At 50.9% G+C, this 26,702-nt stretch carries 19 protein-coding genes and 1 other RNA gene; 10 read left to right on the top strand and 10 right to left on the bottom strand.

Annotated elements, in window-relative coordinates; genetic code table 11:
• Positions 1 to 187: 187 nt before the first annotated feature.
• Positions 188 to 2,062: a DNA mismatch repair endonuclease MutL gene (mutL, locus tag Q9291_RS11665; RefSeq protein ID WP_306390229.1), complete on the bottom strand. Its 1,875-nt coding sequence runs from the start codon at positions 2,060 to 2,062 to the stop codon at positions 188 to 190.
• Positions 2,063 to 2,096: 34 nt separating this feature from the next.
• On the opposite strand from mutL, the gene Q9291_RS11660 reads away from it, so the two are divergent.
• Both Q9291_RS11660 and Q9291_RS11655 read left to right on the top strand, forming a co-directional pair.
• Entirely contained in the window at positions 2,097 to 3,620 is a 1,524-nt protein-coding gene (locus tag Q9291_RS11660) for a helicase-related protein (RefSeq protein ID WP_306390228.1), read from the top strand.
• Between the two features lie 105 nt (positions 3,621 to 3,725).
• Positions 3,726 to 3,911 carry a hypothetical protein gene (locus Q9291_RS11655; RefSeq protein ID WP_306390227.1) on the top strand — a complete coding sequence of 62 codons (186 nt, stop codon included), beginning with the start codon at positions 3,726 to 3,728 and terminating at the stop codon, positions 3,909 to 3,911.
• Between the two features lie 421 nt (positions 3,912 to 4,332).
• Here the strand turns inward: Q9291_RS11655 and Q9291_RS11650 are convergent, their stop codons facing one another.
• On the bottom strand, positions 4,333 to 5,670 hold the full coding sequence (locus Q9291_RS11650; RefSeq protein WP_306390226.1) for an N-acetylmuramoyl-L-alanine amidase: 1,338 nt from the start codon (positions 5,668 to 5,670) through the stop codon (positions 4,333 to 4,335).
• Positions 5,661 to 6,119: a tRNA (adenosine(37)-N6)-threonylcarbamoyltransferase complex ATPase subunit type 1 TsaE gene (gene tsaE / locus Q9291_RS11645; RefSeq protein ID WP_306390225.1), complete on the bottom strand. Its 459-nt coding sequence runs from the start codon at positions 6,117 to 6,119 to the stop codon at positions 5,661 to 5,663. Before tsaE ends, Q9291_RS11650 begins: the two co-directional genes overlap by 10 nt.
• Here tsaE and queG point away from each other — a divergent pair.
• Complete coding sequence (queG, locus tag Q9291_RS11640) at positions 6,118 to 7,209, top strand: tRNA epoxyqueuosine(34) reductase QueG (protein WP_306390224.1); 1,092 nt, start codon at positions 6,118 to 6,120, stop codon at positions 7,207 to 7,209. The two genes, tsaE and queG, sit on opposite strands and share 2 nt — an antisense overlap.
• An 8-nt stretch (positions 7,210 to 7,217) precedes the next feature.
• Here queG and Q9291_RS11635 read toward each other — a convergent pair whose 3' ends face one another.
• From Q9291_RS11635 to glgC, 4 genes are all read right to left on the bottom strand, one after another.
• Positions 7,218 to 8,141, bottom strand: a complete 924-nt coding sequence (locus Q9291_RS11635) for an ROK family protein (RefSeq protein ID WP_306390223.1) — start codon at positions 8,139 to 8,141, stop codon at positions 7,218 to 7,220.
• The gene (gene malQ, locus Q9291_RS11630) at positions 8,134 to 9,612 is read right to left on the bottom strand and encodes a 4-alpha-glucanotransferase (RefSeq protein WP_306390222.1); all 1,479 of its coding nucleotides are present in this window, start codon (positions 9,610 to 9,612) and stop codon (positions 8,134 to 8,136) included. The genes Q9291_RS11635 and malQ overlap by 8 nt, the downstream gene beginning before the upstream one ends.
• An 11-nt stretch (positions 9,613 to 9,623) precedes the next feature.
• On the bottom strand, positions 9,624 to 11,330 hold the full coding sequence (locus Q9291_RS11625) for a glycoside hydrolase family 57 protein (RefSeq protein WP_306390220.1): 1,707 nt from the start codon (positions 11,328 to 11,330) through the stop codon (positions 9,624 to 9,626).
• A gap of 79 nt (positions 11,331 to 11,409) precedes the next feature.
• Positions 11,410 to 12,732: a glucose-1-phosphate adenylyltransferase gene (glgC, locus tag Q9291_RS11620; RefSeq protein ID WP_306390219.1), complete on the bottom strand. Its 1,323-nt coding sequence runs from the start codon at positions 12,730 to 12,732 to the stop codon at positions 11,410 to 11,412.
• Positions 12,733 to 12,938: 206 nt separating this feature from the next.
• On the opposite strand from glgC, the gene glgB reads away from it, so the two are divergent.
• Complete coding sequence (glgB, locus tag Q9291_RS11615; RefSeq protein ID WP_440971586.1) at positions 12,939 to 15,191, top strand: 1,4-alpha-glucan branching protein GlgB; 2,253 nt, start codon at positions 12,939 to 12,941, stop codon at positions 15,189 to 15,191.
• A gap of 105 nt (positions 15,192 to 15,296) precedes the next feature.
• Complete coding sequence (gene pgi / locus Q9291_RS11610; protein ID WP_306390218.1) at positions 15,297 to 16,949, top strand: glucose-6-phosphate isomerase; 1,653 nt, start codon at positions 15,297 to 15,299, stop codon at positions 16,947 to 16,949.
• A gap of 59 nt (positions 16,950 to 17,008) precedes the next feature.
• Here pgi and Q9291_RS11605 read toward each other — a convergent pair whose 3' ends face one another.
• From Q9291_RS11605 to Q9291_RS11595, 3 genes are all read right to left on the bottom strand, one after another.
• Positions 17,009 to 17,650: a response regulator gene (locus Q9291_RS11605; protein WP_306390217.1), complete on the bottom strand. Its 642-nt coding sequence runs from the start codon at positions 17,648 to 17,650 to the stop codon at positions 17,009 to 17,011.
• A gap of 125 nt (positions 17,651 to 17,775) precedes the next feature.
• Positions 17,776 to 18,897, bottom strand: coding sequence for a PAS domain-containing sensor histidine kinase (locus Q9291_RS11600; protein ID WP_306390216.1), 1,122 nt, complete (start codon positions 18,895 to 18,897; stop codon positions 17,776 to 17,778).
• A 139-nt stretch (positions 18,898 to 19,036) separates the two neighbouring features.
• Complete coding sequence (locus tag Q9291_RS11595) at positions 19,037 to 20,875, bottom strand: GGDEF domain-containing protein (protein WP_306390214.1); 1,839 nt, start codon at positions 20,873 to 20,875, stop codon at positions 19,037 to 19,039.
• A 182-nt stretch (positions 20,876 to 21,057) separates the two neighbouring features.
• Here Q9291_RS11595 and ffs point away from each other — a divergent pair.
• The 5 genes from ffs to Q9291_RS11570 all read left to right on the top strand — a co-directional run bounded on the left by ffs (position 21,058) and on the right by Q9291_RS11570 (position 26,680).
• Positions 21,058 to 21,154, top strand: an RNA gene (gene ffs / locus Q9291_RS11590) — signal recognition particle sRNA small type.
• A gap of 147 nt (positions 21,155 to 21,301) precedes the next feature.
• Positions 21,302 to 23,077: a DNA polymerase III subunit gamma/tau gene (gene dnaX / locus Q9291_RS11585; protein WP_306390213.1), complete on the top strand. Its 1,776-nt coding sequence runs from the start codon at positions 21,302 to 21,304 to the stop codon at positions 23,075 to 23,077.
• 26 nt (positions 23,078 to 23,103) lie between these two features.
• The gene (locus tag Q9291_RS11580) at positions 23,104 to 23,412 is read left to right on the top strand and encodes a YbaB/EbfC family nucleoid-associated protein (protein ID WP_306390212.1); all 309 of its coding nucleotides are present in this window, start codon (positions 23,104 to 23,106) and stop codon (positions 23,410 to 23,412) included.
• 26 nt (positions 23,413 to 23,438) lie between these two features.
• Positions 23,439 to 24,038 carry a recombination mediator RecR gene (recR, locus tag Q9291_RS11575; protein ID WP_306390211.1) on the top strand — a complete coding sequence of 200 codons (600 nt, stop codon included), beginning with the start codon at positions 23,439 to 23,441 and terminating at the stop codon, positions 24,036 to 24,038.
• 260 nt (positions 24,039 to 24,298) lie between these two features.
• On the top strand, positions 24,299 to 26,680 hold the full coding sequence (locus Q9291_RS11570) for an EAL domain-containing protein (RefSeq protein ID WP_306390210.1): 2,382 nt from the start codon (positions 24,299 to 24,301) through the stop codon (positions 26,678 to 26,680).
• Positions 26,681 to 26,702 lie beyond the last annotated feature (22 nt).

Raw genomic sequence — 26,702 nt, 5'->3', positions numbered from 1 at the left:
CCGCCCGCACAGTTCGCTTGACAGGCTGACGCCGGATGAGTTTTACTTTAAACACCTGCCCGCAACACCCAAGGCAGCTTAAACAGAATCGCAAGATATTTCACTTAAAACTTCAAACATTCTGTCCAACTAAACGGGGCCACCTCTGAATAAAGCAAGAATGCTTTTAAAATAAGGGCATCAACGGCTATTGCCCGCGCATAAACATCTTGTCCAAATCATTCAAACTCACCTGAAACCAGGTCGGCCTGCCATGGTTGCACTGCCCGCTTCGCTCCGTAGCTTCCATATCTCTGAGCAAGGCATTCATTTCCGTCATGGTCAGTTGTCTGTTCGCACGCACTGCCGCATGGCAGGCCATGGTGCCTAATACTTCGTTTTGCCTTTCCAGCAGCACGCGGCTGGCGCCGTATTCGTGCAGGTCGCGTAACACGGCACGGGCCAGCGCCACGGCATCGGCCCCTTGCAATATGGTGGGGATGGCGCGGATTGCGATGGTGGTGGGTGATAAAGTGGCTAAATCAAAACCGAGTTGTTGCAAGGTGTCCGTCCCTTGCAGGGCTTGCAGCGTGGCGACTTCAACCTTTTCCGCGTAAAAACTGATGGGAATGAGTAAAGGTTGTGTGGCAATGGCTTGTTCACTCAGAGCGTTTTTCAGGCGCTCGTACATGATGCGCTCATGCGCAGCATGCATATCGACTACCACCATGCCCTGGGTATTCTGGGCAAGAATGTAAATGCCATGGAGCTGGCCCACAGCAAAGCCTAAGGGATACTGTTGCGGGGCCTCACTGGTTAGCGTGGTCGACTCGGCAATTTCTGCTGAGTAGCTGTTTACAGGATAAGCATGACTTTTTTGCTCGCCCCCCTGATTAACAGGGTTGAGATCACCATAAAGCTGACCGTAAAATTGCTGCGCGATGGCCGCGCCATTGCTCACGCCACTTGGCTGATAATGGCCGCCCAATGCTGGTCGGCTTTGCAATGGCATTTCAACCTGCTCGCGCGGCATGCTGGCAACGCTGGGCGTAAACGGGTTAAACGGCGCTTGCACCGGCTGGCTGGCTTGAATCTCTGCTGAAGTTTTGCCCAAGGCCTTGTGCAGGCTATGGAAGATAAAGCGGTGTACGGCTTGCGATTCGCGGAAGCGGACTTCGGTTTTGGCCGGATGTACGTTGACATCAACCAGTGACGGATCCAGTTCCAGAAACAGTACAAAGGCCGGGTGCTTATCGCCATGCAATACATCCTGATAGGCTTGCTTGATGGCGTGGGCGATGAGTTTGTCGCGCACAAAACGGCCATTTACAAACACATATTGCGTATCTCGGCTGTGGCGCTGATAGGTGGGTGAAGCGGTCATGCCCCACAGGCGCAAGCCTGCACTGGCTTCATCCAGCCAGACGCTTTGCGTGGCAAATTCATTACCAAGCACATCGGTAATACGTTGCTGAGGCGTATTGGCCGACAGCCGCATCACCGCCTTACCATTATGCTGCAACAGAAAACCAATATTCGGGCGTGACAGCGCGATGCGGGTGAACGCATCTTCGCAGTGACCAAACTCGGTGTTTTCGGTTTTGAGAAACTTGCGCCGGGCCGGGGTGTTAAAGTACAAATCATGCACTTCCACAATGGTGCCTGCATCCAGCGCAGCGGGACTGAGTGCCTGCGACTGCGTGCCCTCGGCAACAATTTGCCAGGCGTGGCTGGCGGCCTGTTCACGGCTGGTGAGGATGGTGCGGGAAATGGAGGCGATACTGGCCAGAGCTTCGCCTCTGAAGCCCAGGCTGCCCACCTGCTCGAGATCTTCCAGACTCTGGATTTTACTGGTGGCATGACGGGTCAGCGCGAGCGCCAGCTCCTCTTTGGCAATGCCACCACCATCATCGCTCACGCGCATCAGCTTGGTGCCGCCCTGCATTAAGGCCACTTCAATCTTGCTACTGCCCGCATCCACGCTATTCTCAAGCAGTTCTTTAAGTGCAGAAGCCGGGCGCTCAACCACCTCGCCTGCAGCAATTTGTGAAATCAGTTGGTCGGGTAACAGTTGGATTTTCATCCAGCTATTTTAAACCGTTTGGTAGAATGCCTGCATGTTTGACTATGAATTTCAGGATTATTTATCCCGCTTTACCCTCGCCCGCCAGTTGGGCCGCCAGCATCACTTCTACGTTGGCCCCACCAATTCCGGCAAAACGTATCATGCACTGGAAAGCTTGCGGCAGGCTGAATCCGGTGTCTATCTCGCGCCCTTACGCCTGCTGGCAATGGAGGTGCGTGACCGGCTGATGCAGGCTGGCGTATCGTGCAATCTGGTCACGGGTGAAGAGCGCATCATGGTGCCGGGCGCCAGGCATACCGCCTCTACCATCGAAATGCTGCGACCAGAGGTCGCCGTCGATGTGGCCGTAATTGATGAAATCCAGATGCTGATGGACCCTGACCGTGGCAGCGCGTGGACAGCAGCACTGGTCGGTGTACCGGCCAAACAAGTGTTTATCTGCGGGGCCAACAGCGTGACCAGCAGTTGCACGCGTGTGCTCGATACGCTGAATGAACCCTACACCCTCACCCATTTGCAGCGCATGACGCCCTTGCTGATTGAAGACCACAGTGTTTGTGGCGCGCGTTACCATGCCGCCAAGCTGCGCAAGGCACTGCAAGCGGGCGATGCCATCATCGCCTTTAGCCGCAAAGACGTGCTCACCCTCGCCGCCCGCATCCGTCAATGGGGCTTGACCGTCGCCACCATATACGGTGCGCTGTCGCCTGAAGTCAGGCGTGGTGAATCCGCCCGCTTTGCCAGTGGCGAGGCGCAGATACTGGTGGCCACTGACGCGATTGGCATGGGCTTGAATTTGCCGATCCGCCGCGTGATTTTTGCCAATATCCACAAATTTGACGGCATCGCGCCGCGCCCGCTCAACGCCACCGAAATGCGACAGATTGCCGGTCGCGCCGGGCGACACGGACTGTATGACACCGGCTATGTGACCGTGCTGGAAGATGACGAGCAATGGCATTTGCACGCCATGCTGGATGCGGATGACCGAGTGCCGCTGTTTGCCTTGCCGATTGCAGTAGGCGGCGGTGATATCGAAGCCCTGAGCCTGAGAATCCCTACCTGGCGACTGGCAGAATGCGTGGAGTATCTGCACAGGCAATATCAGACACAAGGCGCGACGCAACACCTGCGATGGCAAATCACTGCACTGCAAGCGCAGCAGGCGGCAATCATTGATGAAGTGGCCCCGCAACTGCCCATGCGGGACAAAGTCCGCCTGATGTGCGCGCCACTGGCGATACAGGTGCCGATTGCGCGGGATTATTTTGTGCAATGCGTGCAAGCCGTGGCCTTGCAGCAAGCCAGACCGTTGCCGCAACTCCCAGAGTGGCTACATGGCCAACAAGCACAGTATCTGGAACAGGCCGAGCTGATTTGCCAGCATTTGAGTTTGTATAGCTGGTTGAGTTATCAATATCCACGCATCTTTGTGGATAGCGCGCTGATTGATGACGCCAGGAAAAAGCTCAATGCATTTATTGGCCGCGCCCTGCGCGTGCAGGCTGGATATGGGAAGACGCAGAGAGAAGTGGAGTTGGCCCAGTATCGTTAAAAGAAAATGGCAGCAGAGGTAGGTTTCGTTTTGCTTTATTGGGCCTTGAGTGGGGATAGACAGTAGGTTAGGTTGCTTTTCGCCTTCAGCCGACCATTCTTTCTTATGCTTGTCCATAAAAAAGAAGGCAAAGAACAGGACACCCCAGCTTCCGCTTCATCCTTGCGCTACTCGGCTTGCCGGGTGTCCATCGAAACTCGCCCTGGCGGCTTGCACAAGACGCAAGCCACTGCGGAACTCAAACAGCCGATGGCCGAAGACTCCCGTCAACCCTGCGTTGCACTGTTTTGATCACAGCGTGCGGCAGATGGGGGCCCAGAAAATCCAATGAGCGCATATCAGTTCAGGTTTTAAAAGCATCCAATTAATTTGCTCTATGGTGATTTCTTTAAATCAAATCCACAACGTCTAGCTCTCTCTCCTTACAGTAGAGGGCTGGGGGTGAGGTAGTGGGGTCCCCATCTGCCGCGCCGAGTAACGCAGGCAAAATAAGGTGAAGGGAGCGGCTGTTTGAACCCCGCGGTGGGCTGCGTAGTATGCAGACCGCTAGGATGAGTTTCGCGACCGCTTATTTTGACGAGCAACGCAGGAAATAAGCGGAAGCTGGGGTGCACTTTCTTTTGGTGACTTGTTCTTTGTGCAAGCAAAGAAAAGTGACTCGCCTAAAGGCGAAAAGAAAGGCAATGACCATTTCCAAGAACTCCAAAAAAGCTTATTTCTTGGCAAACGAAGGGTTCGTTGCAATATAAGACTTCACCCCCGACAAAATCGCATTCACCAGCTTATCCTGATAAGCATCATCATTCAGTTTTGCTTCTTCTTCCGGGTTACTGATAAAGGCGGTTTCCACCAGAATCGACGGAATATCCGGTGATTTCAGCACCGCAAATGCCGCTTGTTCAACATACTTTGAATGCAGGGTGTTGATTTTTGCAATGCGGTGCAATACGGCCTTACCCATACGGATACTGTCGTGAATCGTTGCTGTTTGAGATAAATCGAGCAGCGTTCTCGCTAAATCCATATCGCGCGTATCCAGCGACACACCGCCAATCAAGTCCACCGCGTTTTCCTTTTTCGCCAGGTAACGCGCACCAGCACTGGTGGCGCCGCGCTCAGACAAGGCAAATACGGAGGAGCCTTTGGCGGTGCTGTTGACAAAAGAGTCGGCGTGGACAGAGATAAACAAATCAGCTTTGGCTGCGCGCGCTTTTTTCACACGGTCGCCCAAAGGCACAAAATAATCACCATCGCGGATCAGTACCGCTTGCATGTTGTCTTCGGCATCGATCTGCTGCTTGAGTTTTTTGACGATGGCGAGGGTGATGTCTTTTTCATTGCTGCCCCTCGCCCCTCTGGCACCCGGGTCTTCGCCACCATGCCCGGCATCGAGTGCGATGGTGATGATTTTTTGACCCGGTTTGGCTTGTTTGGGCGGTTTATTGGCAAGGGTATCGCCTGCAGGCGCTTTAGTGTCGGCTGGTTTTTCTTTAACCATATTACTTTCTGCAGCATGAGCGACTTCTGCACTTGCAGGTGCTTTTTCAGCAGCTGATTCGCTGGGCGTTTCTTGCAACTGTCTGGAGTGAGTCAGCGTAGGTACAACAACCGCCGAGTCCTCAGGCGGTGACGTGGCAGGCGCAATGCTGATCGCCAGCCGTTGCTGTTGCTGGCTGCCCGCATTCATGTCGGTCACCAATGGCTTGACCGTGGTTTTGATATCAAACACCAGTCGTGTCGTTGTTTCGGTATAAGGGGCAATACGTATTTTTGCCAGATAAGGATGTTGCGGGTCTACCAGTTGTGGCAAAGCTTTTAAGGCAGGGTTGATAGTGACGGTATCCAGATCAATCACCACGCGAAACGGATTATCCAGCGTGAACACACGGTATTTCACCTGCTGGTCAAGTAACAGCTCCAGTTGCACCTGCGCGCCCTGATGATGCAGGTTCGCCAGAATTACCTCAGCGGCCTGTGCCGACAGGGTACTTGCCGCGCACAGCATGGCCAGTAGCCATTGCTTGACCATCGTCATGCCCTTCACTGACATATAGCTTCCAATGCCAATGCTTGCTGGCTGCTGATATGTAACACACGGCCTTCAGGCAGGATATCGAAGTGAATCTCGATATCGGCCACTGGCAATAAATCACCTGCTTTTTCGGGCCACTCTACCAGGCAAATACTCTCTGCATTGAAGTCATCACGAAATCCGGCGGCTTCCCACTCCTCAGGGTCTTGAAAGCGGTACAAATCAAAGTGATGACATGGCCCAATCGCGAGCGGGTAGGATTCGACGATAGTATAGGTGGGGCTTTTGACCTTGCCCACATGGCCCAGCGCATGCAAGATCCCTCGCACCAGCGTGGTCTTTCCAGCGCCCAGATCGCCATGCAAGTAAATGACCTGACCGAGCTTGAGTTGCCTGGCAAGGATGCTGGCCGCATGGAGTGTGGCTGCTTCGTCTTTTAAAATCTGTGTAGAATACGTCTCTGTCATGTCACATTTACCACAACACCCTTCTCTTCCGCCGCCAGATGCGCAACAGGCACAGGCCATGGCAGTGGCAATTAAAGAATGGGCGCGTGCATTGGGGTTTGCAGGTATCGGCATCACCGACACCGATTTGTCGGCCGCTGAACCGGGCTTGCTGGACTGGTTAGCCAAACAATACCACGGCGACATGGATTATATGGCAAAACATGGCAGCAAGCGAAGCCGACCTGCAGAATTGGTGCCCGGCACCCTGCGCGTCATTTCAGTACGGCTGGATTATTTGCCCGCTGACGCTGAAGATGGCTGGCAGGTGCTGGCAAACCCCAACAAAGCCTATATTGCCCGCTATGCCATGGGGCGCGACTATCACAAAGTCATGCGCCAGAAACTGCAGCAGCTGTGCACACAAATAGAGGAAACCTACGGTGCTTTCGAATACCGGGTGTTTGCCGACAGTGCACCGGTGCTGGAAGTGGCACTGGCCGAAAAAGCCGGGCTGGGCTGGCGCGGCAAGCATACCTTGCTGATTCATCGTCAGCGCGGCTCATGGTTCTTTCTGGGGGAAATTTATACCAACCTGCCTTTACCCGTAGACGCGCCCACCACTGCCCACTGCGGGAGCTGCAACGCCTGCCTGGATATCTGCCCGACTCAGGCGATTGTGGCCCCGTTTGAGCTGGATGCCAGGCGCTGTATTTCTTACCTGACGATTGAGCACAAAGGCAGTATTCCACTTGCGCTCAGGCCACTGATTGGTAACCGCGTGTATGGGTGTGATGACTGCCAGCTGATTTGCCCCTGGAACAAGTTTGCGGTACCCACGCAGGAAAGCGACTTTGCCGTGCGCAACGGGTTGGACAGTACCGACCTGGTGGATTGTTTTTACTGGACTGAAGCTGAGTTTCAGGCACGCATGGCGGGCAGTGCTATTTATCGTATTGGCTACGCGCAATGGCTGCGTAACATTGCAGTCGGCCTGGGCAATGCCCCGACCTCTGAGGCTGTGATGTCCGCCTTGCAGTCACGGCTGACAGATGAAAATGAAACCGTGAGAGAACACGTGAACTGGGCGATGGCACAGCACCCGAAGTAAAACCTGATTTAACGCGCCAGCAAGGCAGCGCCCAGCATGCCGGCATGGTCTGCAGTGGCTGAAATATGGGTCAGGATTCTACCGCGTAACACGGGAATCAAATCCCGTTGCAGTCGCTGTTCAAATGCGGCTTGCATCCAGTGCCATGCAGCCATCACACCACCACCAAGGACGACATGTTCGACATCCACAATATTCAGGATAGTCGCGAGGGCCTGTGCCAGTTTATCCCCAGCCAGCGCAAATGCCTTGCGTGCATGTTCATCGCCCTGTGACGCCAGTTGCGCAATGTCATAGGCACTCAGTCGTTGTCCGCTAGCCTCGCTGTAACTGCGACTGATAGCAGTGGCGGAGGCGTATTGTTCTACGCAACCGCGATTACCGCAACCGCACAAACGACCACCGGGTTCCACAATCAGATGACCCGCTTCGAGCGCATAACCATGTACGCCACGCCAAACCTTGCCATCCACCACCAGACCACCACCCACGCCTGTGCCCAAACCAAGATAAAGCACACCGCCTGCGGGTTGCCCCAACTGGCAGAACTCTCCGTAAGCCGCGGTATTGGCATCGTTTTCAACGCGTACCAGACGGCCAAGCACGCGACTCAGGTCAGCGCCTAAATTGACATTCAGCAATCCTGGTAAATTGGGCGATTGCGCAAGAATACCGGTTTCAGGGTCAATAAAGCCGGGAAAACCAATGCCAATCGCATGGATCGCCGGGTAGCGGTCCAGCATGTTGTGTATCGATTCAGAGGTCACCTGCAAAATGGTTTGCCAGGCCTCTTCAGCCGGATATTGCTTGCAGATTTCGGAATAGCTCGCTTGAAAACGCGTTTCTTCCAACAACTGCAAGCCTTCAAATACGCCCAGACGTAAATTGGTACCACCGACATCCAATCCCAAACGCTGTAAGTTATCAGCCATCAATCCGACCACTTTCACTGACCATCTGTCTGAAAGCATACACTTGCTCTGTTGTGAGTTGCGACCACTGCATACGCCAGCCCCAGTTACCGTCAACTGTGCCGGGCGTATTCATGCGGGCAGCCCCATCCAGCCCGAGGATATCTTGCATAGGTACAATTGCCAGATCGGCGGAGCTCTGCATCACCAGTTGCACCAGTGCGGCAGGCATATCTGGCGTGTCCGTAGCCAGGTAATGCTGCACATGCTGACGGACATGTTCTGGCGCAGACTGATACCAGCCCACGGTGGTATCGTTGTCATGCGTGCCGGTATATGCGACGCTGTTTTCTTCAATATTGGCAGGCAGGTATGGATTATCTTCACCACCACCAAAAGCAAATTGTAAAATCTTCATGCCCGGCAAAGCATAGGCATGACGCAAGGCATCTACTTCAGGTGTAATAATGCCCAAGTCTTCAGCAACCAATCGCAATACAGGGAATTGCACAGTAATGGCTTTCAGCAACGCATCGCCTGGTGCTTCTTGCCAACTGCCGTTAATCGCAGTCGGCTCGCTGACAGGAATTTCCCAAGCCGCCTGCAAGCCGCGAAAATGATCAATTCGCAAAATATCAAACAGGGTGGATTGCACGGCAATGCGGCCCAGCCACCACTTGAAACCATCCGCCTGCATGGTAACCCAATCATAGTGAGGGTTACCCCAACGCTGCCCGGTCTCGGAAAAGTAGTCTGGCGGCACCCCGGCAACGACAGTCATATCCAGATTGGCATCCAGTTTAAATGCGGCAGGTTGCGCCCAGACATCGGCACTGTCATAAGCCACAAAAATTGGAATATCGCCGAATAACTGTACGCCACGCAGATTGGCATAGGCTTTGAGCTGCGCCCATTGTTGAAAAAACACATATTGAGTGAATTTAATCAGTGTCAGCTTTTCCTGATGAATGGCTGTATAAGCATGTAAAGCTTGCGGGTCACGCATACGATACGCCTGTGGCCATTGCTGCCAGCTTTGAAAACCATGGTTTTCACGCAAGCTCAGGAATAAGGCAAAATCTTCCAGCCAGTACTGGTGAGTCTGGCAAAAACGCGCAAACCCTGACCAAGTCAGGCCCTCACTGTCTGCTCTGGACAACGCGCCCCCGGATTGCACGCGTCTCATTGCCTTATCAATCAGTGCAGGCAGGGACAGGTTTAATTCATCATGCAAACACCAGCCCTGCTCAACCAATTGTTGTGGGCTGATCATGCCAACATGGCCGGCATGAGCAGAAACACTTTGATAGGGTGACTGATCGCCGTGCGGCATGTTTACCGGTAAGGTCTGCCAAACCAAGGCACCCAATTCCACCAGCTTATCGACAAAGCGATAGGCATCAGGGCCGAGCTGACCATCCGGTAACGAAGTGACATGCATGAGTACACCCGCCTGGCGGGTGTGGTTTTTTGGTTGTGATTGATTGAGCATGGTGGGATCCGTCAGGCTTGACCTCTGCGCATGGTGCCTGCGTTTTCTGCATTGCCACCCCCTTGACTGATAGGTTGCAGCAAGACTGGTGGCGGGCTTAACCCTAGCAATTGATAGAGGTTCGTGAGGTTTCTGCGATATAACTGATCAAAACTCTGGACACTTTGCGCACTGTTGTAATCGCCAAACCACCAGAACCAGTCAGATCCTTCACAAACCGCCAGCTGTTGCTGGCACTTTGCCTGCTGCGCCGCAGTTAATGTGTGGATATGCTGATCAAACTGATGTTTGGCCTCACACAGTAAATCCCAGGCACGGTTTTTTGCCGGCTCGCCTATCCAGGTACTGAAGGTGCCATACACCCAGCTACCGGCACAGACATCCTGTAACAACGCAGGCATGGGTAGTGCCCCTTGCTCATGCTTTTGCAGAATGTCACTGAAGGTTGTCATCTGGATAAATTCATGATGCGTCAGTGCCTGATACAACTCTTGTAAAAAGTAATATCCGTTGTAAGGATAATATTCCCAGGCATTCTCGCCGTCCAGAATCACGCTGACCACCGGGACGGCATCTCCTGAATGTTCATATATATTTTCCAGCGTCTGAATAAAATCCCGCACCGCCTCGCTGGCATATTGCTTGGAATATTCAAAGCCAATTTTGTCCGACAATTGATCATCACGAAAGAAACAGACGATATCCTGCTGGCCATTGGTGACACGGTAAGGTTGATATAAATACTGATGGGCATCAGTGGGTGGCATTCCCACTTTTTTCAGGCTATTTGCCAGCACAGCCTGGCCGGTGGCCGCCCATTGCACGCCCTGTTCGGCCAGCAAAGACAAGGCAGCATGCGAAACACCACCTTCAGCAGGCCACATGCCAGTAGCGGGCTGGGCGAACACTGCCTGATGGTAATGTTGGGCAGACTGTACATGGGCGACCGCCCTGGTATAGCCGTCAGCATAGGCAGGGGATTGCGGCAAAGGCGCATCAGGCATGGCATCATGCGCACTTTTCAAATCAATCAGCAAAGGTAAAATCGGGTGATGGTAAGGGGTGGTGGAGACCTCAATCTGGCCACGTGCCAACAAGGCTTTATAACGTGGCAATATCCCTTGTAAAGTTTCACCGATCACCGCCAGCAGCGACTGTCTATCCTCCAGAGTAAAGAATACCCCTTTTTGCATCAAGGCCTGAATGGTTTTGTTTTTACGCCGCAAGCCCTCTCCCGTCCAAGCCAGGTGATACCAAACCAGCAGGTCTGCCTTGTATTGTCCGGTCAGGTAATGAAACTGCCCGCTCTGCATGACAGGCGCCACCAGTTCATAGAGATGCAGCAAGCGCTGATAATGCGGAAACGGGCTCAGCATTTTTTCATGGTGCGCCTTGAAGCAGCTCTCCACAATCAACTCGCATTCTGCATCACTGATGTGATCGAGGTCAGGCTTCGCCAGTAACCTTAACAAAGGATCATGCCATTGTTGCGTCTCTGCCTGCCGGGCGTAGTCTTCGAGCTGCTCAACCAATATTGGCACGAAATTGAACGTCACTCTGGCAGAGCGATTTTGCTCAAGGTGAAAGGCCATGTCACTGTAGTCTTTGAGGGCGTGCAAATAAGTCCAAGGCAGCACATAGTCACCAGTGACCGTATCGCGGTAGTCAGGCTGGTGCATATGCCAATAAAGATTCAGCAACAATTTTTTATCCGACATCTAACACCCTCATTTGCTTTAATCTTTAACAGATTGCCATACACCCCTGCTTATTGAGTGCATGTAATTTCACACGGGACTATTTCACCCGGTATAGATCCTGTCCCAACATATCTGGAGTGACCAGTACAATCCCCTTTTCAGAGACGTGAAAACGCTTGCGATCGCGCTCCAGATCGACACCGATCTGCATGCCTGCCGGAATATGACATCCACGGTCAATGACCACGTTTTTCAGCGTGACATTGGCATCGATCTGTACTTTGGGTAGCACAACGGCACCATCCAGGTTGCAATAATCCGCAACATGTACGCCAGAAAACAGTACCGAATTGGAAACGCAGGAACCACTGATCAAACAACCACCAGACACCAGTGAATCCGTAGCTTTACCAGTACGCCCTTCGTCCTTGAATACAAACTTGGCAGGTGGCAACTGCTCCTGATAAGTCCAGATTGGCCACTCGCTGTCATACAAATTGAGTTCAGGAATAACCTTGGTGAGCTCCATATTGGCCTCCCAGTAGGCATCAATAGTGCCAACATCCCGCCAGTAAAAGTTACCATCTTGCGCCCCCACGCAACTGTCGGTGAAGCGGTGCGCTTGTACCCGGTACTTCTGAATGATGTAGGGAATAATATCCCGGCCAAAATCGTGCTGGGATTTACTATCATAGGCATCACGGATCAATTGCTCATAAAGAAATTTGGCATTGAACACATAAATCCCCATGCTGGCGAATGCCTTGGTATTATCATTAGGCATCGATTTAGGAGCCGTTGGCTTTTCTTCAAAAGCCACCACGCGGTCAGTACCATCGACTTCGAGCACGCCAAACCCTTTAGCATCTTCCAGTGGCACATTGATGCATCCAATAGTCATATCCGCGTTGCTGCGCGCATGCGTTGCAAGCATCTTGCCATAATCCATTTTATAGATATGGTCACCCGCCAGCACCAAAATGTAATCCCCACCATTTTCACGCAACAGATCTATGTTCTGATATACGGCATCTGCCGTACCTTTGTACCACTCTTCTCCCAATCGTTGCTGGGCTGGAATGATATTGACGTATTCGTTAAACTCGCCGCGCAAAAACCCCCAGCCACGCTGCACGTGCTGAATCAGGCTTTGCGCTTTGTATTGTGTTGCTACGTTGATGCGACGGATGCCCGAGTTGATGCAATTGGATAAGGGGAAATCAATAATGCGAAATTTTCCGCCGAACTGAACCGCTGGCTTGGCCCGCCAGTCAGTCAAATTCCTCAAACGACTGCCACGGCCACCTGCCAGAATAATAGCGACGGTATTTTTGGTGAGGTTACTGATAAACCGGTCGGAAGGACGTTCTTGTCGACGGTTAGCTTTTCTGCGTTCAACAAACTCCACTGCTTGAGACATGATACTGTTCCTATTTTTTTCCTGATCCTGAAAGTCAACACCGGGGTCGCAAACAATTCTGTACATCTGGTAGAGGATGGCGCATCAGGGACTGCGGCCACAGGCTGACATGCACAGTCTGCATCATAATTCTGGCAAAGACAATGTAATTTCCTGCGCAAATGGCGTAAAACTTCACTTTTTTTGATAGGATTGAGGTTAGTCAAATGGACACCCCTCGCATGTCAGCCAAACCATCCGTTACACAGCCCATCGACACGCTGCATTTTCAGCGCATTCTGGACGCCACCCACCATGATCCCTTTCAGTTTTTAGGTGTTCATGCAAGCTCAGCAAAAGGGGCAGCCTGGTGTATCCGTGTATTTTTTCCGCAGGCCGAACAGGGATGGGTCAAAATCGGAGAAAACTGGCAAGTGCTGCAACTAAAGCATCACCAGGGACTGTTTACTTACACAGACAAGGAAGAGATCAAGGCCCCGGTTAAGTTGCGGATCAAGGCAAGGGGAAATCCTGAGCCCTATGAAATCGTAGATGCCTATAGCTTGCCTGCCACGCTCAATCCCGATGATCTGTATCTATTTGCAGAGGGCAAACTGTTTGAGGCATATAATAGCTTGGGCGCGATCCCGATGAAGGTTGCCGGTGTGGATGGCGTACGCTTTGCAGTATGGGCGCCCAATGCCGAACGCGTCAGTGTGGTCGGCAGCTTTAACCAGTGGGATGGCCGGGTGCATGCCATGCGCGTGCATGGCAGCTCGGGCGTTTGGGAACTGTTTATCCCGCACCTCACCGAACATGATTTGTATAAATTCGAGATTCGGAACCGTGAGCATGGCTATGTAGTAGTCAAGGTTGACCCGTATGGCCGCGCCTTTGAAGCGCGCCCGGGTACAGCTAACCGCATCACCCAAAGCCATTACACTTGGGAAGATACAGCCTGGCTGGCAAAGCGCCAGCAAGATGACTGGTTACACGCACCATTTAACTGCTATGAAGTGCATTTGGGCAGTTGGCAGCGAGACGGCAATGGCCACTTCATGAGTTATCGCGACATGGCTGACCGTTTGATACCGCACGTGAAAGACATGGGATATACCCATATTGAATTGCTACCGATTGCCGAGCACCCTCTCAATGAATCGTGGGGCTATCAAGTCACTGGTTATTTTGCCCCCACGCAGCGCTTTGGCAGCCCTGACGAGCTTAAATACCTGATTGACCGATGCCATCAGGCCAATATCGGTGTCATTCTGGACTGGGTTCCTGGTCACTTTCCCAAGGATGACTGGGCACTGGCGCGCTTTGATGGCACTGCCCTGTATGAACATGCAGACCCAAGAATGGGGGAGCATATGGACTGGGGAACCTATATTTTTAACTATGGGCGCAATGAAGTACGCAGCTTCTTGCTGAGCAATGCTTATTATTGGCTGAAAGAGTTTCATATTGACGGCTTGCGTGTAGATGCAGTGGCGTCCATGCTTTATCTCGACTATTCACGCAAAGAGGGTGAATGGTTGCCAAACCAGTATGGTGGACGTGAAAATCTCGATGTCATCGAATTTCTCAAGCAACTGAATATGATGGTGGGTGAGCGTTTTCCAGGGGTACTCACGATTGCTGAAGAGTCTACTGCCTGGCCTGCCGTTTCCCGTCCTGTATATGCAGGGGGGCTGGGCTTCAGCATGAAATGGAATATGGGCTGGATGAATGATGTCCTGACTTACATGCAGCTGGATCCAGTCTACCGTCAGTACCACCATAACCGTCTGACTTTCGGACAAATGTATGCCTACTCCGAAAACTTTGTACTGCCTTTCTCACACGATGAAGTCGTCCATGGCAAAAAGTCGCTGCTGGAAAAAATGCCAGGTGACAAATGGCAGCAGTTTGCAAACCTGCGACTGCTTTTTACCTTGCAAATGACCACACCGGGCAAAAAGCTGAACTTCATGGGTAACGAGTTTGGACAAAGCCGCGAATGGAGTGTGAATCAAAGCCTGGACTGGCATTTGACCGAAGATAAATGTGAACATCATGCGTTGCATCGTGGCATACAATCCGCCATGCGCGACTTGAATCATGTGTATTTCAAGCAGAATGCATTGCACACTTTTGACTTTGAAGCACAAGGCTTTCAGTGGATAGATTGCCAAGATGCGAGCCAGTCGATTTTAAGCTATATCAGACGCGGGAACGACCATACTTTTGCTATAATAGTACTAAATTTTACACCAGTGCCGCGTCAGCGATATCGCCTTGGCGTACCAGAGCCGGGGCACTATCAGGAAATCTTTAACAGTGACGCTGCTTGTTATGGCGGAAGTAACATTGGCAATGTTCACGGCTGTACAACTGAATCAGTGCCGTGGATGGATTACCCTGTTTCCATTAGCCTTAACCTGCCGCCACTGGCAGGTGTCATACTTCAGTTACAAAAACAGGATAAACTAACTTAATAAGCTGTAGTCACACACTCGCCGGACTTGAGATTGCAGTAAAGAATGCGAATCATCGGCCCGATAACATTGAATTGATTTGAAAAACCAAAGCAACAATAAAACATGGCAAAATTGACAACACACCCCAGCTGGCAAGCGCTGAACCAGCACCAAGATGAAATGCGCACCGTTCAAATGCGCGACTTGTTCCAAAAAAACCCGAACCGCTTTGAAGAATTTAGTCTCACTGTTGATGATATTCTGCTGGATTTTTCCAAACACAGAGTTACCAAAGAAACCCTGTCATTGCTGTTTCAGTTGGCACGCGACTCGCAAATTGAGCAATGGCGCGCCCGCATGTTTTCCGGCGAGAAAATCAATGTCACCGAAAACCGTGCAGTGTTACACACGGCATTGCGTAATCGTAGCAACACGCCTGTGTATGTAGATGGCAAAGATGTGATGCCAGAAGTGAATGCAGTGCTGGCTCAAATGCGCAGCTTTACCGAACAGGTTCGTGGCGGGCAATGGGCAGGATATACCGGCAAACGCATTACCGACATAGTCAATATCGGAATTGGCGGTTCAGATCTCGGCCCGGTCATGGCCTGCGATGCACTGAAGCCGTATGCAAGTCCAGACTTGAAGGCGCATTTTGTATCCAATATTGATGGCGCACATTTGATGCGCGTACTGGAATCGTGCAACCCAGAAACTACCTTGTTTATTGTGGCATCCAAAACCTTCACCACGCAGGAAACCATGACTAATGCGCACTCCGCGCGCAGCTGGTTCCTGAATGCGGCCAAAGATGACCAGCATGTTGCCAAACACTTTGTGGCACTATCAACCAATGCCAAAGCTGTTCAGGCCTTTGGTATCGACACCAGGAACATGTTTGCGTTCTGGGATTGGGTCGGTGGTCGTTACTCATTATGGTCAGCTATTGGCCTGTCGATTGCCCTGTATGTCGGCATGGACAACTTCGAGCAAATGCTGGCAGGTGGTCATGCCATGGATCAGCACTTCCTCAACGCACCACTGGAGCAAAACATGCCAGTCATTATGGCGCTGCTCGGGGTCTGGTATAACAACTTTTTCCATGTAGACACACACGTCATTCTGCCTTATGACCAGGGAATGTCGCGCTTTGCCGCTTACCTTCAGCAGGCGGATATGGAAAGTAACGGTAAATTTATTTGCCGTGATGGTACACGTGTAACCTATAAAACAGGCCCGGTAATCTGGGGAGAAGCCGGCACCAATGGCCAGCATGCATTTTACCAGTTGATCCATCAGGGCACGCAAATGGTCCCAGCGGACTTTTTAATGCCTGCGAACAGTCACTATAAAGTGGGCAATCCGGATGACCAGCATCACAAAATTCTGCTGGCCAACTTTCTGGCACAAACGCAGGCACTGATGTTGGGTAAAACCCGCGAAGAAGCCCGTGTTGAACTGGAAAACCAGGGTATGAGTGGGCAGGCACTCGAGGACTTGTTGCCTCATAAAGTATTCGAAGGCAATCGTCCAACCACTTCCATTCTGTTTAAACAGTTGACCCCCTACACTTTGGGTAAACTGATTGCACTGTATGAACACAAAATTTTTGTGCAAGGCATGATCTGGGACATTAACAGCTATGATCAATGGGGCGTGGAATATGGCAAACAGATTGCCAGCCAGATTCTGCCACAGCTGATTACTGCGGATACAGTGTCCAGCTTTGATAGTTCTACCAATGGATTGATCAATTACGCCAAGAAAATTTCTTGATTGACTGACCAAAAAAACAGGCCCTTTCAGGGCCTGTTTTTTTGTACTCGATTGATGCGTTAAACCAGTTGATTCTTGATTGCGTAATGCGTAATGTCTGCATTATGTTTCAGATGCATTTTTTCTAGCAGGCGTGTACGGTACATGCTGACAGTCTTGACCGACAAAGCCAGCTTGTCTGCAATTTCGCTGACTGATAGCCCCGAAGCGATCAAAGTCATGACCTGGAACTCACGATCAGACAAAGCTTCATGCAATGCATTAGCATGTTCATTACCCACTTGATCAGCCAAGATCTCTGCAACGCTGGACGTAATATATTTTTTGCCCTTTGCCAGTGTATGAATAGCCGTCAGCAACTCTTCTGAAGCGGTATGCTTACACAGATAGCCAGAAGCCCCGGAACGGATTGAACGCACAGCGTACTGATCCTCCATATACATGGACAGCATTAAAATATTCAGTGTAGTGTTTTCGCGCTTGATGAGCTTCAAAGCTTCAATACCGGTCTTGTCTGGCAATGAAATATCGAGCAACATGACATCGGCTTTGATATCACGCGCACACTTGATTGCCTGCATGGCATTCTCGGCTTCCCCGACTACCACAATATCTCCGCTGGCAAGCAAAATCTGCTTGATCCCGGAACGCAAAATAGCATGGTCATCCACAATGATGACTCTAATTTTATGGTTATCCACCTACACCCTCTAACTTTTTCTTCACGCTGACTTTTTGTACGTTGACTGACCTGATGCACACAATCCAGCAGATGTCGTTTGATTGTAGAACGTACGAACTTAACTGTCACCTGTTATAAAATCGGTCAGTCACTTGCCTCGCTCAGCAGTGGGACTTGCACGCGTATGATAGTACCCGATTCTTCATCCGGCTTTTCAACCATCAAGTCTCCGCCCAATGCAGTCGCCCTTTCTTGCATCCCACGTAGACCAAAAGAATTAGGCTTGATTTTATCGGCAGGCAACAAGCCGATACCGTTGTCAGTGATTACCATTTGCAAGCAGTCATTATGCAGGCTTAACTGCACATTAACCTCAGAAGCTTGCGCATATTTAGCGATATTGGAAAGTGCCTCCTGACAAATGCGAAAGAGTGCCATGGACATGTCTGGATGACATTCAAAATCTCTGCAATTCGTAGAAAAATCAGCACCAATACCCAATTGTTTCTTGAATTGGCTCACCTGCCACTCCAGCGCATCAACAAGGCCCAGATCCAGGATATTGGGGCGCAAGTTGCCGGAGATGCGATGTACCGCATCAAATGTCTGATTAATAATAGATTGCAACATGGCCGTGTGTTCAAGACTGACGGTCTGACCAGACTCTGCTTGCTGGATAATAGTTGATAGCCCCAACTTCATCGCTGTCAGATTACCCCCCAAGTCATCATGAATCTCACGTGCGATACTGACTCTTTCTTGCTCTTTGACCTGATTGAGATGGGCGGTGAGCGCTTGCAGGTCTTTTCTGGCCTGTTCAATTTCATGCTTCTCATGCTTGCTTTGAGTAATATTAAGCATAATACCGTCCCATTGCACGGCTCCCTGCCCTAAATCCCTTACGGTAGCACGAATACTCACCCACTTCATGTCCTGCCATTCGGCAATCCAGATGCGACCTTCCCAGTCGAGCCGTTTCAAATACTTGGCTGATTGCAGTATTTTCTGTCTGAATTGGCTGGCAGATTTAATTTCGATTGCATCAAAGAGTGTTTGTGCGTGATTGAGCAATGCAGCAGCAGGAATGCCGAGCAATGCCTCGCAGCCTTCACTCAAATAGGTAAACACGCATTGTTTATCTGCGGTCATATGCATCTGGAAGACCAGACCAGGAATACTGGAGACAATCGCCGAGAATCTGCGCTCGCTTTCATGCAAGGCATCCTTGACATTGTCGACGGGAGAAATGGTTAGACTGCTGCTCACGTGTCACCTCATGGATAGATGCCGGTTAGCATAGCATGCAGCAGGGTGACTTGGATATGCTCAGTCATGACTGGATGACTGTAATAATGAGCTGCGCTGAACGAGGAGAACGGTTAAGCGCTAATGTTGGAAAATATAGCTAAATGCTTGCGTTTTTTCTTAAGTCAATTTCAGTCATTACTCTGTTTTTGCCTGTTTTTTTCGCCAGATACATGGCCTGATCAGCGCGGAGCAAAATAGAACTCATATCATCTGCTTTTTGAAACAAAGCCACACCAGCACTGAATGTAATCAACATTTTTTGATTGTTCCCGAGAAAATACTCTTTGGTCAGGGCACGTTGCAAGCGCGACATAGTGACTACTGCCTCTTCCAGAAACGTGTTAGGCAATAATACGACGAACTCTTCCCCTCCCATACGGGTAACAATGTCGGTAGGACGCACGGTACGCTTGATTACAGTTGCCAAATGCTTGAGCGCAGAATCCCCAGCGGCATGCCCGTGCTGATCATTAAGCAATTTAAAATTATCAATATCCAGCAACGCCACCGAAAGTGGCTCCCCCCCACGCTGAAATCTTGCAATTTCGGTGTTAAATGCTTCATCCATGCCCCGCCGATTAAGCACACCCGTCAACTGGTCAATACGCACGACTTCGCTTAACTGTGTCAGCTCATCTTGTAACTTATCTATCCGCTGCTGGGTGCCACTAGCCTCTTTTTGTTGCACCAGAATGTCGTCTCTGGAGCGCAAAATATCGGTCTGCATAGCATAGGTGTCACGCATCAACTGATCGACCAGTTCATTAATTTTGATCAGGTCATCGGTTTGCGAAAGCTGCTGGGCATAGGCTTCAATTTTGCCACTATACTGTTCACTGGCTTCACCCATGTACTTGAGTTTGTCGATAAAAGTGCCTATCAGTGTTTTAAATGAATTACGAGCCTCAATCAGGCTGTGCTTGACCAGTCCTTGCTTGTAAATGACCTCTTTGAGGCTTTTTTCGGCAACCTTCAACTTGGCGCGATCCAGTGGACCACTGATAATGGATTGCACAGCATAGATCTGACCACTCAACCAACTGTCTTCGGTCACCAATTCGCCAATATTCTCAAGTAGTAAGTGCAATAATTGCAGAATATCGGTACGCACATCATCCTCTTTGGCTCCAATCATCTCCACACGCATCAGCAAGGCCTTGAGTGATTTAGCCAAAACCTCCCACTCTTTGAGTTTTTTTGCCCTTTCTGCGCTACCCTGCAATGCCACTGCCTCAGACTGCAAATCCGGATAACCTTCCAGACGGGGAATCAAACCCAAGTGTAAAGTCTGCTTGAGCAGGGTTTGTAACAGAGTAAAGGCACCATGAAATTGCTGTACATCATCTGGCAATCCCACTGCATTGACTGTGACTGCAGGGACACTGTTTGCCACATCTGCTGACTCAACAGCCTGAGCAACGGAGGGCAACTCGAAAGTAGGCAAGCCCGCCGCACGCACATCCGCAGGTAGCCAATTATTGGCCATTGCCAACAATTTGTCAGACAAACTGTCATCATCCCCAAAATTAATCAACACACGCTCAAACATCTCTCGCTTTTTACTTGCGTCAAGACCACCTCTTTTGTCATCCCAGCCTTGCAACAAAGTACGTAGCGCATTCGGCCATTTAGTGGAGTGATTAAGCTGCTGCTGCATCGACTCTGTCAGTAACTCAACCAAGCCTTGCCAGCTATCCTGCTTGAGCAGTTTTTCCCACCGGTTTATCCAGTTGGTCTGCTCAAGTGTGTCGTGTGGCAACTGTTTCAATGCCTTGCGAATAGCATTTGCGGCATCATCCTTGACGGGTTTACCGGCAATCTCAAAATAAATTTGTGTATAGTTTTCAGGCGTTGGCTCTACCCGACGCACTGCAATTTGTTTGATTGTTTCACGTGCAATCTCGGAAGCCGCCAAGGATTTCTCAGTCGTTGCCATAATGTTTGCCAACTTAATCAATGTTACAGAAATTAAATGGTATTTTCCTAGAAACAAGTGCATTTTGATTGGCACATAAGAAGGCAGATTATCAGCCATTTTTTTGGCTCTCGACCAAGAGATGACAACAGGCTTATCTAAAAAAATGCGGCCAGCCTACGCGAATTGCGCTACAATAGCGCCGCGGGCCTCCCCGCATTGCAAGATAGCCAATCTGGTCAGGTGCGGAAGCAAGCAGCCACAACTATTGAGCAAGTGCCGGGGGTCGGGCTCGCCCCTTTCCCCTTTTGTTTATCCTCAGCTTTAATTCGATTGCGCACGACATTTACAGTCGCTTTGCAAGGCAATTTAGGCTAAAGTAACGCTTTCCGATGCGATGCAACCTGCATTGTCCGGCTTCAAATCTGTTGGATTCTAAAGTGAGTTATGTCTTACCAAGTGCTGGCACGCAAATGGCGTCCTAAAACCTTTGGCAGTCTGGTCGGTCAAGACCATGTGGTACAAGCGCTGAGCAATGCACTGACCCAGCAACGCTTGCACCATGCCTATCTTTTTACCGGCACGCGTGGTGTGGGCAAAACCACTTTGTCACGTATTCTGGCGAAATCACTCAACTGTGCCACTGGCATCACCGCCACGCCCTGCGGCGTATGTGAAGCCTGCCAAGCCATTGATATCGGCCGCTATGTAGATTATGTGGAGATGGATGCAGCGTCTAACCGTGGCATCGCCGACATGGTCAGCCTGCTGGAGCAAGCCATTTACGCGCCCTCTTCTGGTCGCTTCAAGGTCTACATGATCGACGAAGTACACATGCTGACCAAAGAAGCGTTCAATGCCATGCTGAAAACACTGGAAGAACCACCCGCTCACGTCAAATTCATTCTGGCCACCACTGACCCGCAAAAAGTACCGGTAACCATCTTGTCACGCTGCCTGCAGTTTAACTTGCGGCAAATGGCAACCAGTACCATTACCGCGCACTTGCAAGACATTCTGGGCCAGGAGCAGATTACATTTGAGCCAGCCGCCTTACAGTTAATCGCGCGTGCAGCCAACGGCAGCATGCGCGATGCGCTGTCGCTGACAGATCAGGCGATTGCTTATGGCAACCAGTCGGTACAGGAAGCCGAAGTGCGCAATATGCTGGGGGCCATTGACCAGAGCTACCTGTATGACCTGGTGCGCACGCTGCTGCAAAACGATGCACCGGCCATGCTGAGTATCGCCAAACAGATGGACGAACGCAGCATAGGCTTTGAGAGTGCATTGAATGACCTGGCGGCCTTGCTGCACTTGCTGGCGATCGCGCAGCATAGTCCGCAGGCCATTGCCAATGATCATCCTGAGCGTGATGTGCTGTTATCGCTGGCCAGTCAACTCAGCGCAGAAGTATTGCAGCTTTATTATCAAATCTGCATTCTGGGACACCGCGATATTGGTTTGGCCCCGGATGCCTACGCAGGCTTCACCATGACCCTGTTACGCATGCTGGCATTCAAAACAGAAGCCATGGCACCGTCAGGTCAGCCCGGCTCAGGCACTTCAGGCAACGCGGTTGCCGGTGGCAGTACGTCGCATCCGAGCACAGTGACACGCGCGGCTCAAACGCCGCAGGCAATGCAAAGCACAGCCCCTTCCTCACCATCATCTCCAGGTTCTGCCAGGGCTGCACTTGGCCTGGGACGGAGCCAGGAAACAGCCGCCCTGCCACCCGTTGCGTTGTCAGCAGAACCGCCGCCAGCCCTGCTCAGTCCATCCATGGCTGATGCGGCTACAGCATCGGTTGTCATAGAACCTTCACCCGGCCACCTGGCGGAATGGAATGGTAACTGGCGGGACCTGGTGGAAAATCAGCTGGGAAAACTGGGCCTGGCGCGTGCACTGGCGCAAAACTGTGAATTACTACACTATGACCAGAATAGCCTGACCTTGCGGCTGAGTGAGACGCACAAACATCTGGCCAGCCAGAATTACCTTGAAAAGCTGAACATTGCCCTCAACAGTCATTTTGGTCGCAAAATGAAGCTGGTGCTCGATTTTTCACACGAGGCCAATACACCGGCTAAACAACAGGCGGTTGAAAAAGCAGAGTTACAGGACCAGGCCACACAAGCCATTATGCAAGACCGCTTTGTGCAAGGCCTGATGCAGGAAATGGGGGCGACTATCGTGCCCAATTCGATCAAACCTCTACATTAATCTCATCACACATACAGGAGCAGACAATGATGAAAGGTGGCATGGGCAATATGATGAAGCAGGCCCAGATGATGCAAGCCAATATGCAAAAGGCGCAAGCCGAGCTTGCTAATACAGAAGTGGAAGGCGTGGCCAGTAACGGCATGGTTAAAATTGTCATGACCTGCAACCATACCGTTAAACGCGTGCAAATTGATGATGCGGCCATGGATGACAGGGAAACACTGGAAGACCTGATCTTGATTGCATTGAAAGATGCCGCCACCAAAGTCGAAGCCACGACCACGGCCAAAATGGGCAACGTCATGCCAGCAGGCTTTAAATTGCCGTTTTAAATAGCGATTGTGCCGAAAGAAAAGCATTGAACTCCCCTGCGGTACTCGAACAACTGATTTCGGCCTTGCGCTGCCTGCCGGGTGTCGGCCCCAAATCTTCCACCCGCATGGCTTACCACCTGCTGCAGCGCGACCGCCAGGGCGCACAACTGCTGGCAGCCAGCTTGCAACAGGCCCTCGACAAACTGGCCCACTGTGACTACTGCAACAACTTTAGCGAACACGCCGTGTGCAGTGTGTGCCAGGACACTGCCCGCGATAAAACCGCTCTTTGCGTGGTAGAAATGCCCACCGACCTGATGATGCTGGAAAACACACGCAGTTATCATGGCCAGTACTTTGTGCTGATGGGCAAACTCTCGCCGATGGATGGCATTGGCCCAAAAGATATTCATCTCGACAAATTATTAAAACGTGCGCAAGACGGCACAGTCAATGAAGTCATTCTTGCCACCAACTTCACCTCCGAAGGGGAAGCCACTGCGCATTATATTGGTCAAATGCTCAAATCCCGTGGCATCCAGGTCAGCCGTATCGCACGCGGCCTGCCCATGGGCGGGGAAATCGAATATGTGGATAGCGGCACCCTCTCTACCGCTTTGCTGGAACGGAAAGCCGTAACGTAAGCACAGCTGTAAACCGTGCATACGTGGCGTATGACGCGTCAACAACCTCTCCTAGAGACTCTTTGCCAGCATGGAATGCGGATAAATGATGAATATCGCTCGATTTATATGCGTGTTCATATCAATTAAACCCATCTTCTGTCGTTATAGTCATAACACTGTCTGATACAGAACCCACATAATATTTGTTTAGTGCGTGCTTGGAACATACTGCATACAAGCGCCCTGCTCTAAACTGCATAAAAGCCAGGTGATTTTTGATGGAATTATTTCTGCATACCTTTGATGCCAACAGTCATGTCAACATGGAAAGTACAGGCTTTTCAGACAATCACAAACCATCACTCACTTATCACTCGGAATCGGAATTACTTCAGTTTCTCGATGGTGTCATCGCCCGGGAAACCTCGCATACACTCAAGGATACCTGGGTCATGGTTTCTCATGATCGGCAACCCATCGAGCCGATGCAAGCGCTGCAGGCGACCATGCCCTTTAACACCTTCTATGCGCGCCACAAGTACCCGTGGCTGCTATCAGACCTTGAGCCACATATACAAATGCATTACCAGCCCATCGTAGACTTTGGTCAAAGCGGTAAAGTATTTGGTTTTGAAGCCTTGTGCCGACTCAAAACACCAGAAGGCCAGTGGCTTAATGGCATGGAAGCGTTTGCACTTGCCGCCGAGGTCAAGCGCACCCATGAACTGGACCTTGCCTGCCAGCATCTGGCCTTGATCGGCAAGTCCCAAGCCATCTCCGCAGACAAGCCTATCTTTATCAATGTACTCCCGCAAACTATCATGAGCCCGGGCTGGCTGGATTTTATTTTGCAAATTATGGCGCAGCACAGCATTGATAAGCGAGAGGTGGTCATCGAAATTGTTGAAAGTGAAAAAACCAACCCGGAACTACTGGCACGATACTGCGATGAAATCCGAATGCATGGCCTGCGCATTGCGCTGGACGATATGGGCTCAGGCTTTAATGGGTTACGTATACTGGCAGAAGTACGGGCAGACTTTATCAAAATTGATCGTGCAATTGTGCATGAGGCACAAGGCAGCCGTGTCAGAACTGTGCTGCTGGAGGCCATCATTTCGATGGCGCAGCGCTTGGGCTGTACCATTATTGCAGAGGGACTGGAGCGGGTAGAAGATATTACCTATTGCCAGGATTTGGGATTACATTATGCACAAGGTTTCTATTTTGCGCAGCCCCAAAGCACCCCTAGCGACCAGGTCACCGCATTACCGGCCCGCGACGAATCGCATCGCTCACATATTCCTGATGACTTTCATATTGGTGAATATATCAGCCACGGGCTGACCATTGATGTCAGCAGCTCATTGGCAGAGGCAAGACGATTATTTAATGCCCATGCAGATATCGCGACAGCCGTGGTGCTGGATGGACAAAAACCGCTCGGTGTATTGCGTCGTGGCAAAGTCTTTTCCAGAAAAGTCTCCGGCTTGGGCGCATGTTGCGACCCCTTGCCCAAGGTGATTAACCACATGCTGCCCTCCTCGGTGCTGGCACGCATTTTTTATCTTGAGCGTGGCAATATTGATATCTGGATCACCGTTAATGATGAAGGTGGCTATATCGGCATCTTGCAACCTATGGAAATCATGGCCCAGTTGATCAGTCGTAAAGCATCTACGGGCAACTTGCACCCGCTGAGCCACCTCACCACAGGGCCCACACTCAGGCAAACGCTGGACAACAGTTTGCGCAACAATACCAATACACAACTGGTCTATATAGACCTGGATCATTTCAAATCTTACAACGACCGTTACGGCTTTATTCGTGGCGATGCCATGATCAGACTGCTCTCCGAAATCATCCGCCAGGAGTTTCAGGATAAATCCGGTATTATGGTCGGCCATATCGGCGGCGATGATTTTGTCCTGATCTACGATCACAATGCCCCTGGTCTCAATGACACCTTGCTCCATATCATCAGCCAGTTCCAGGCATTGGCAGTACACCTGTACGATGCCAGCGATTTGGAGCGCGGCTTTTTCACCACAGAAGACGGTAAAGATCACCCTGTCGCCAGCGTGTCTATCGCTGTCGTCAATGGCAAGCAAGGCACACTGGAGAACAGCGTCATGGCAGCGGAGCGGGCAGCCATGCTAAAAAAGATTGGCAAAGCGAATATTGGCAGTATCGTCGTCGTCGAAGATACGCCGCCGCAAACGATCTTACCCAAAAAAGAGTTTTATTCAGACTGGCAACAAAAAGCACTTTCAGCGTTGCAATCGCTACTACACACGCAACGCGCGACAGGTTCTCACGACTTGGACAGCTGTTTTGCCGAATTTCCATTTTTCGAAGTCATCTTCGAACTGGAGTCTAACGGAGTGCAGCGCTATGCCAACTGGATCAATCCGAACATGTACGGAAAAATAAAAGCCGGGGGCGCCGGCATAGACCGCAGCCAGCAGGCCTATTATCAACGCGTTGTAGAAACGAATGCGCCTTATATTTCAAGCATTTACCTCTCTACAGCCACTGAAGATTTTTGCCTGACAGTCTCTTTACCTATTCTGAATGATCAAGGAAAGCTGGCCAGTATTCTGGTTGCGGATATTAATATTGCGGCCATGGCAGTGCTCAGTAGCACACGTAACTAAGCAAGTCCAAATCAATACTTAC

The organism is Methylophilus aquaticus (genome assembly GCF_030769565.1).
GTDB lineage: Bacteria > Pseudomonadota > Gammaproteobacteria > Burkholderiales > Methylophilaceae > Methylophilus > Methylophilus aquaticus.
This window is presented reverse-complemented; position numbering and strand designations above follow the sequence as displayed.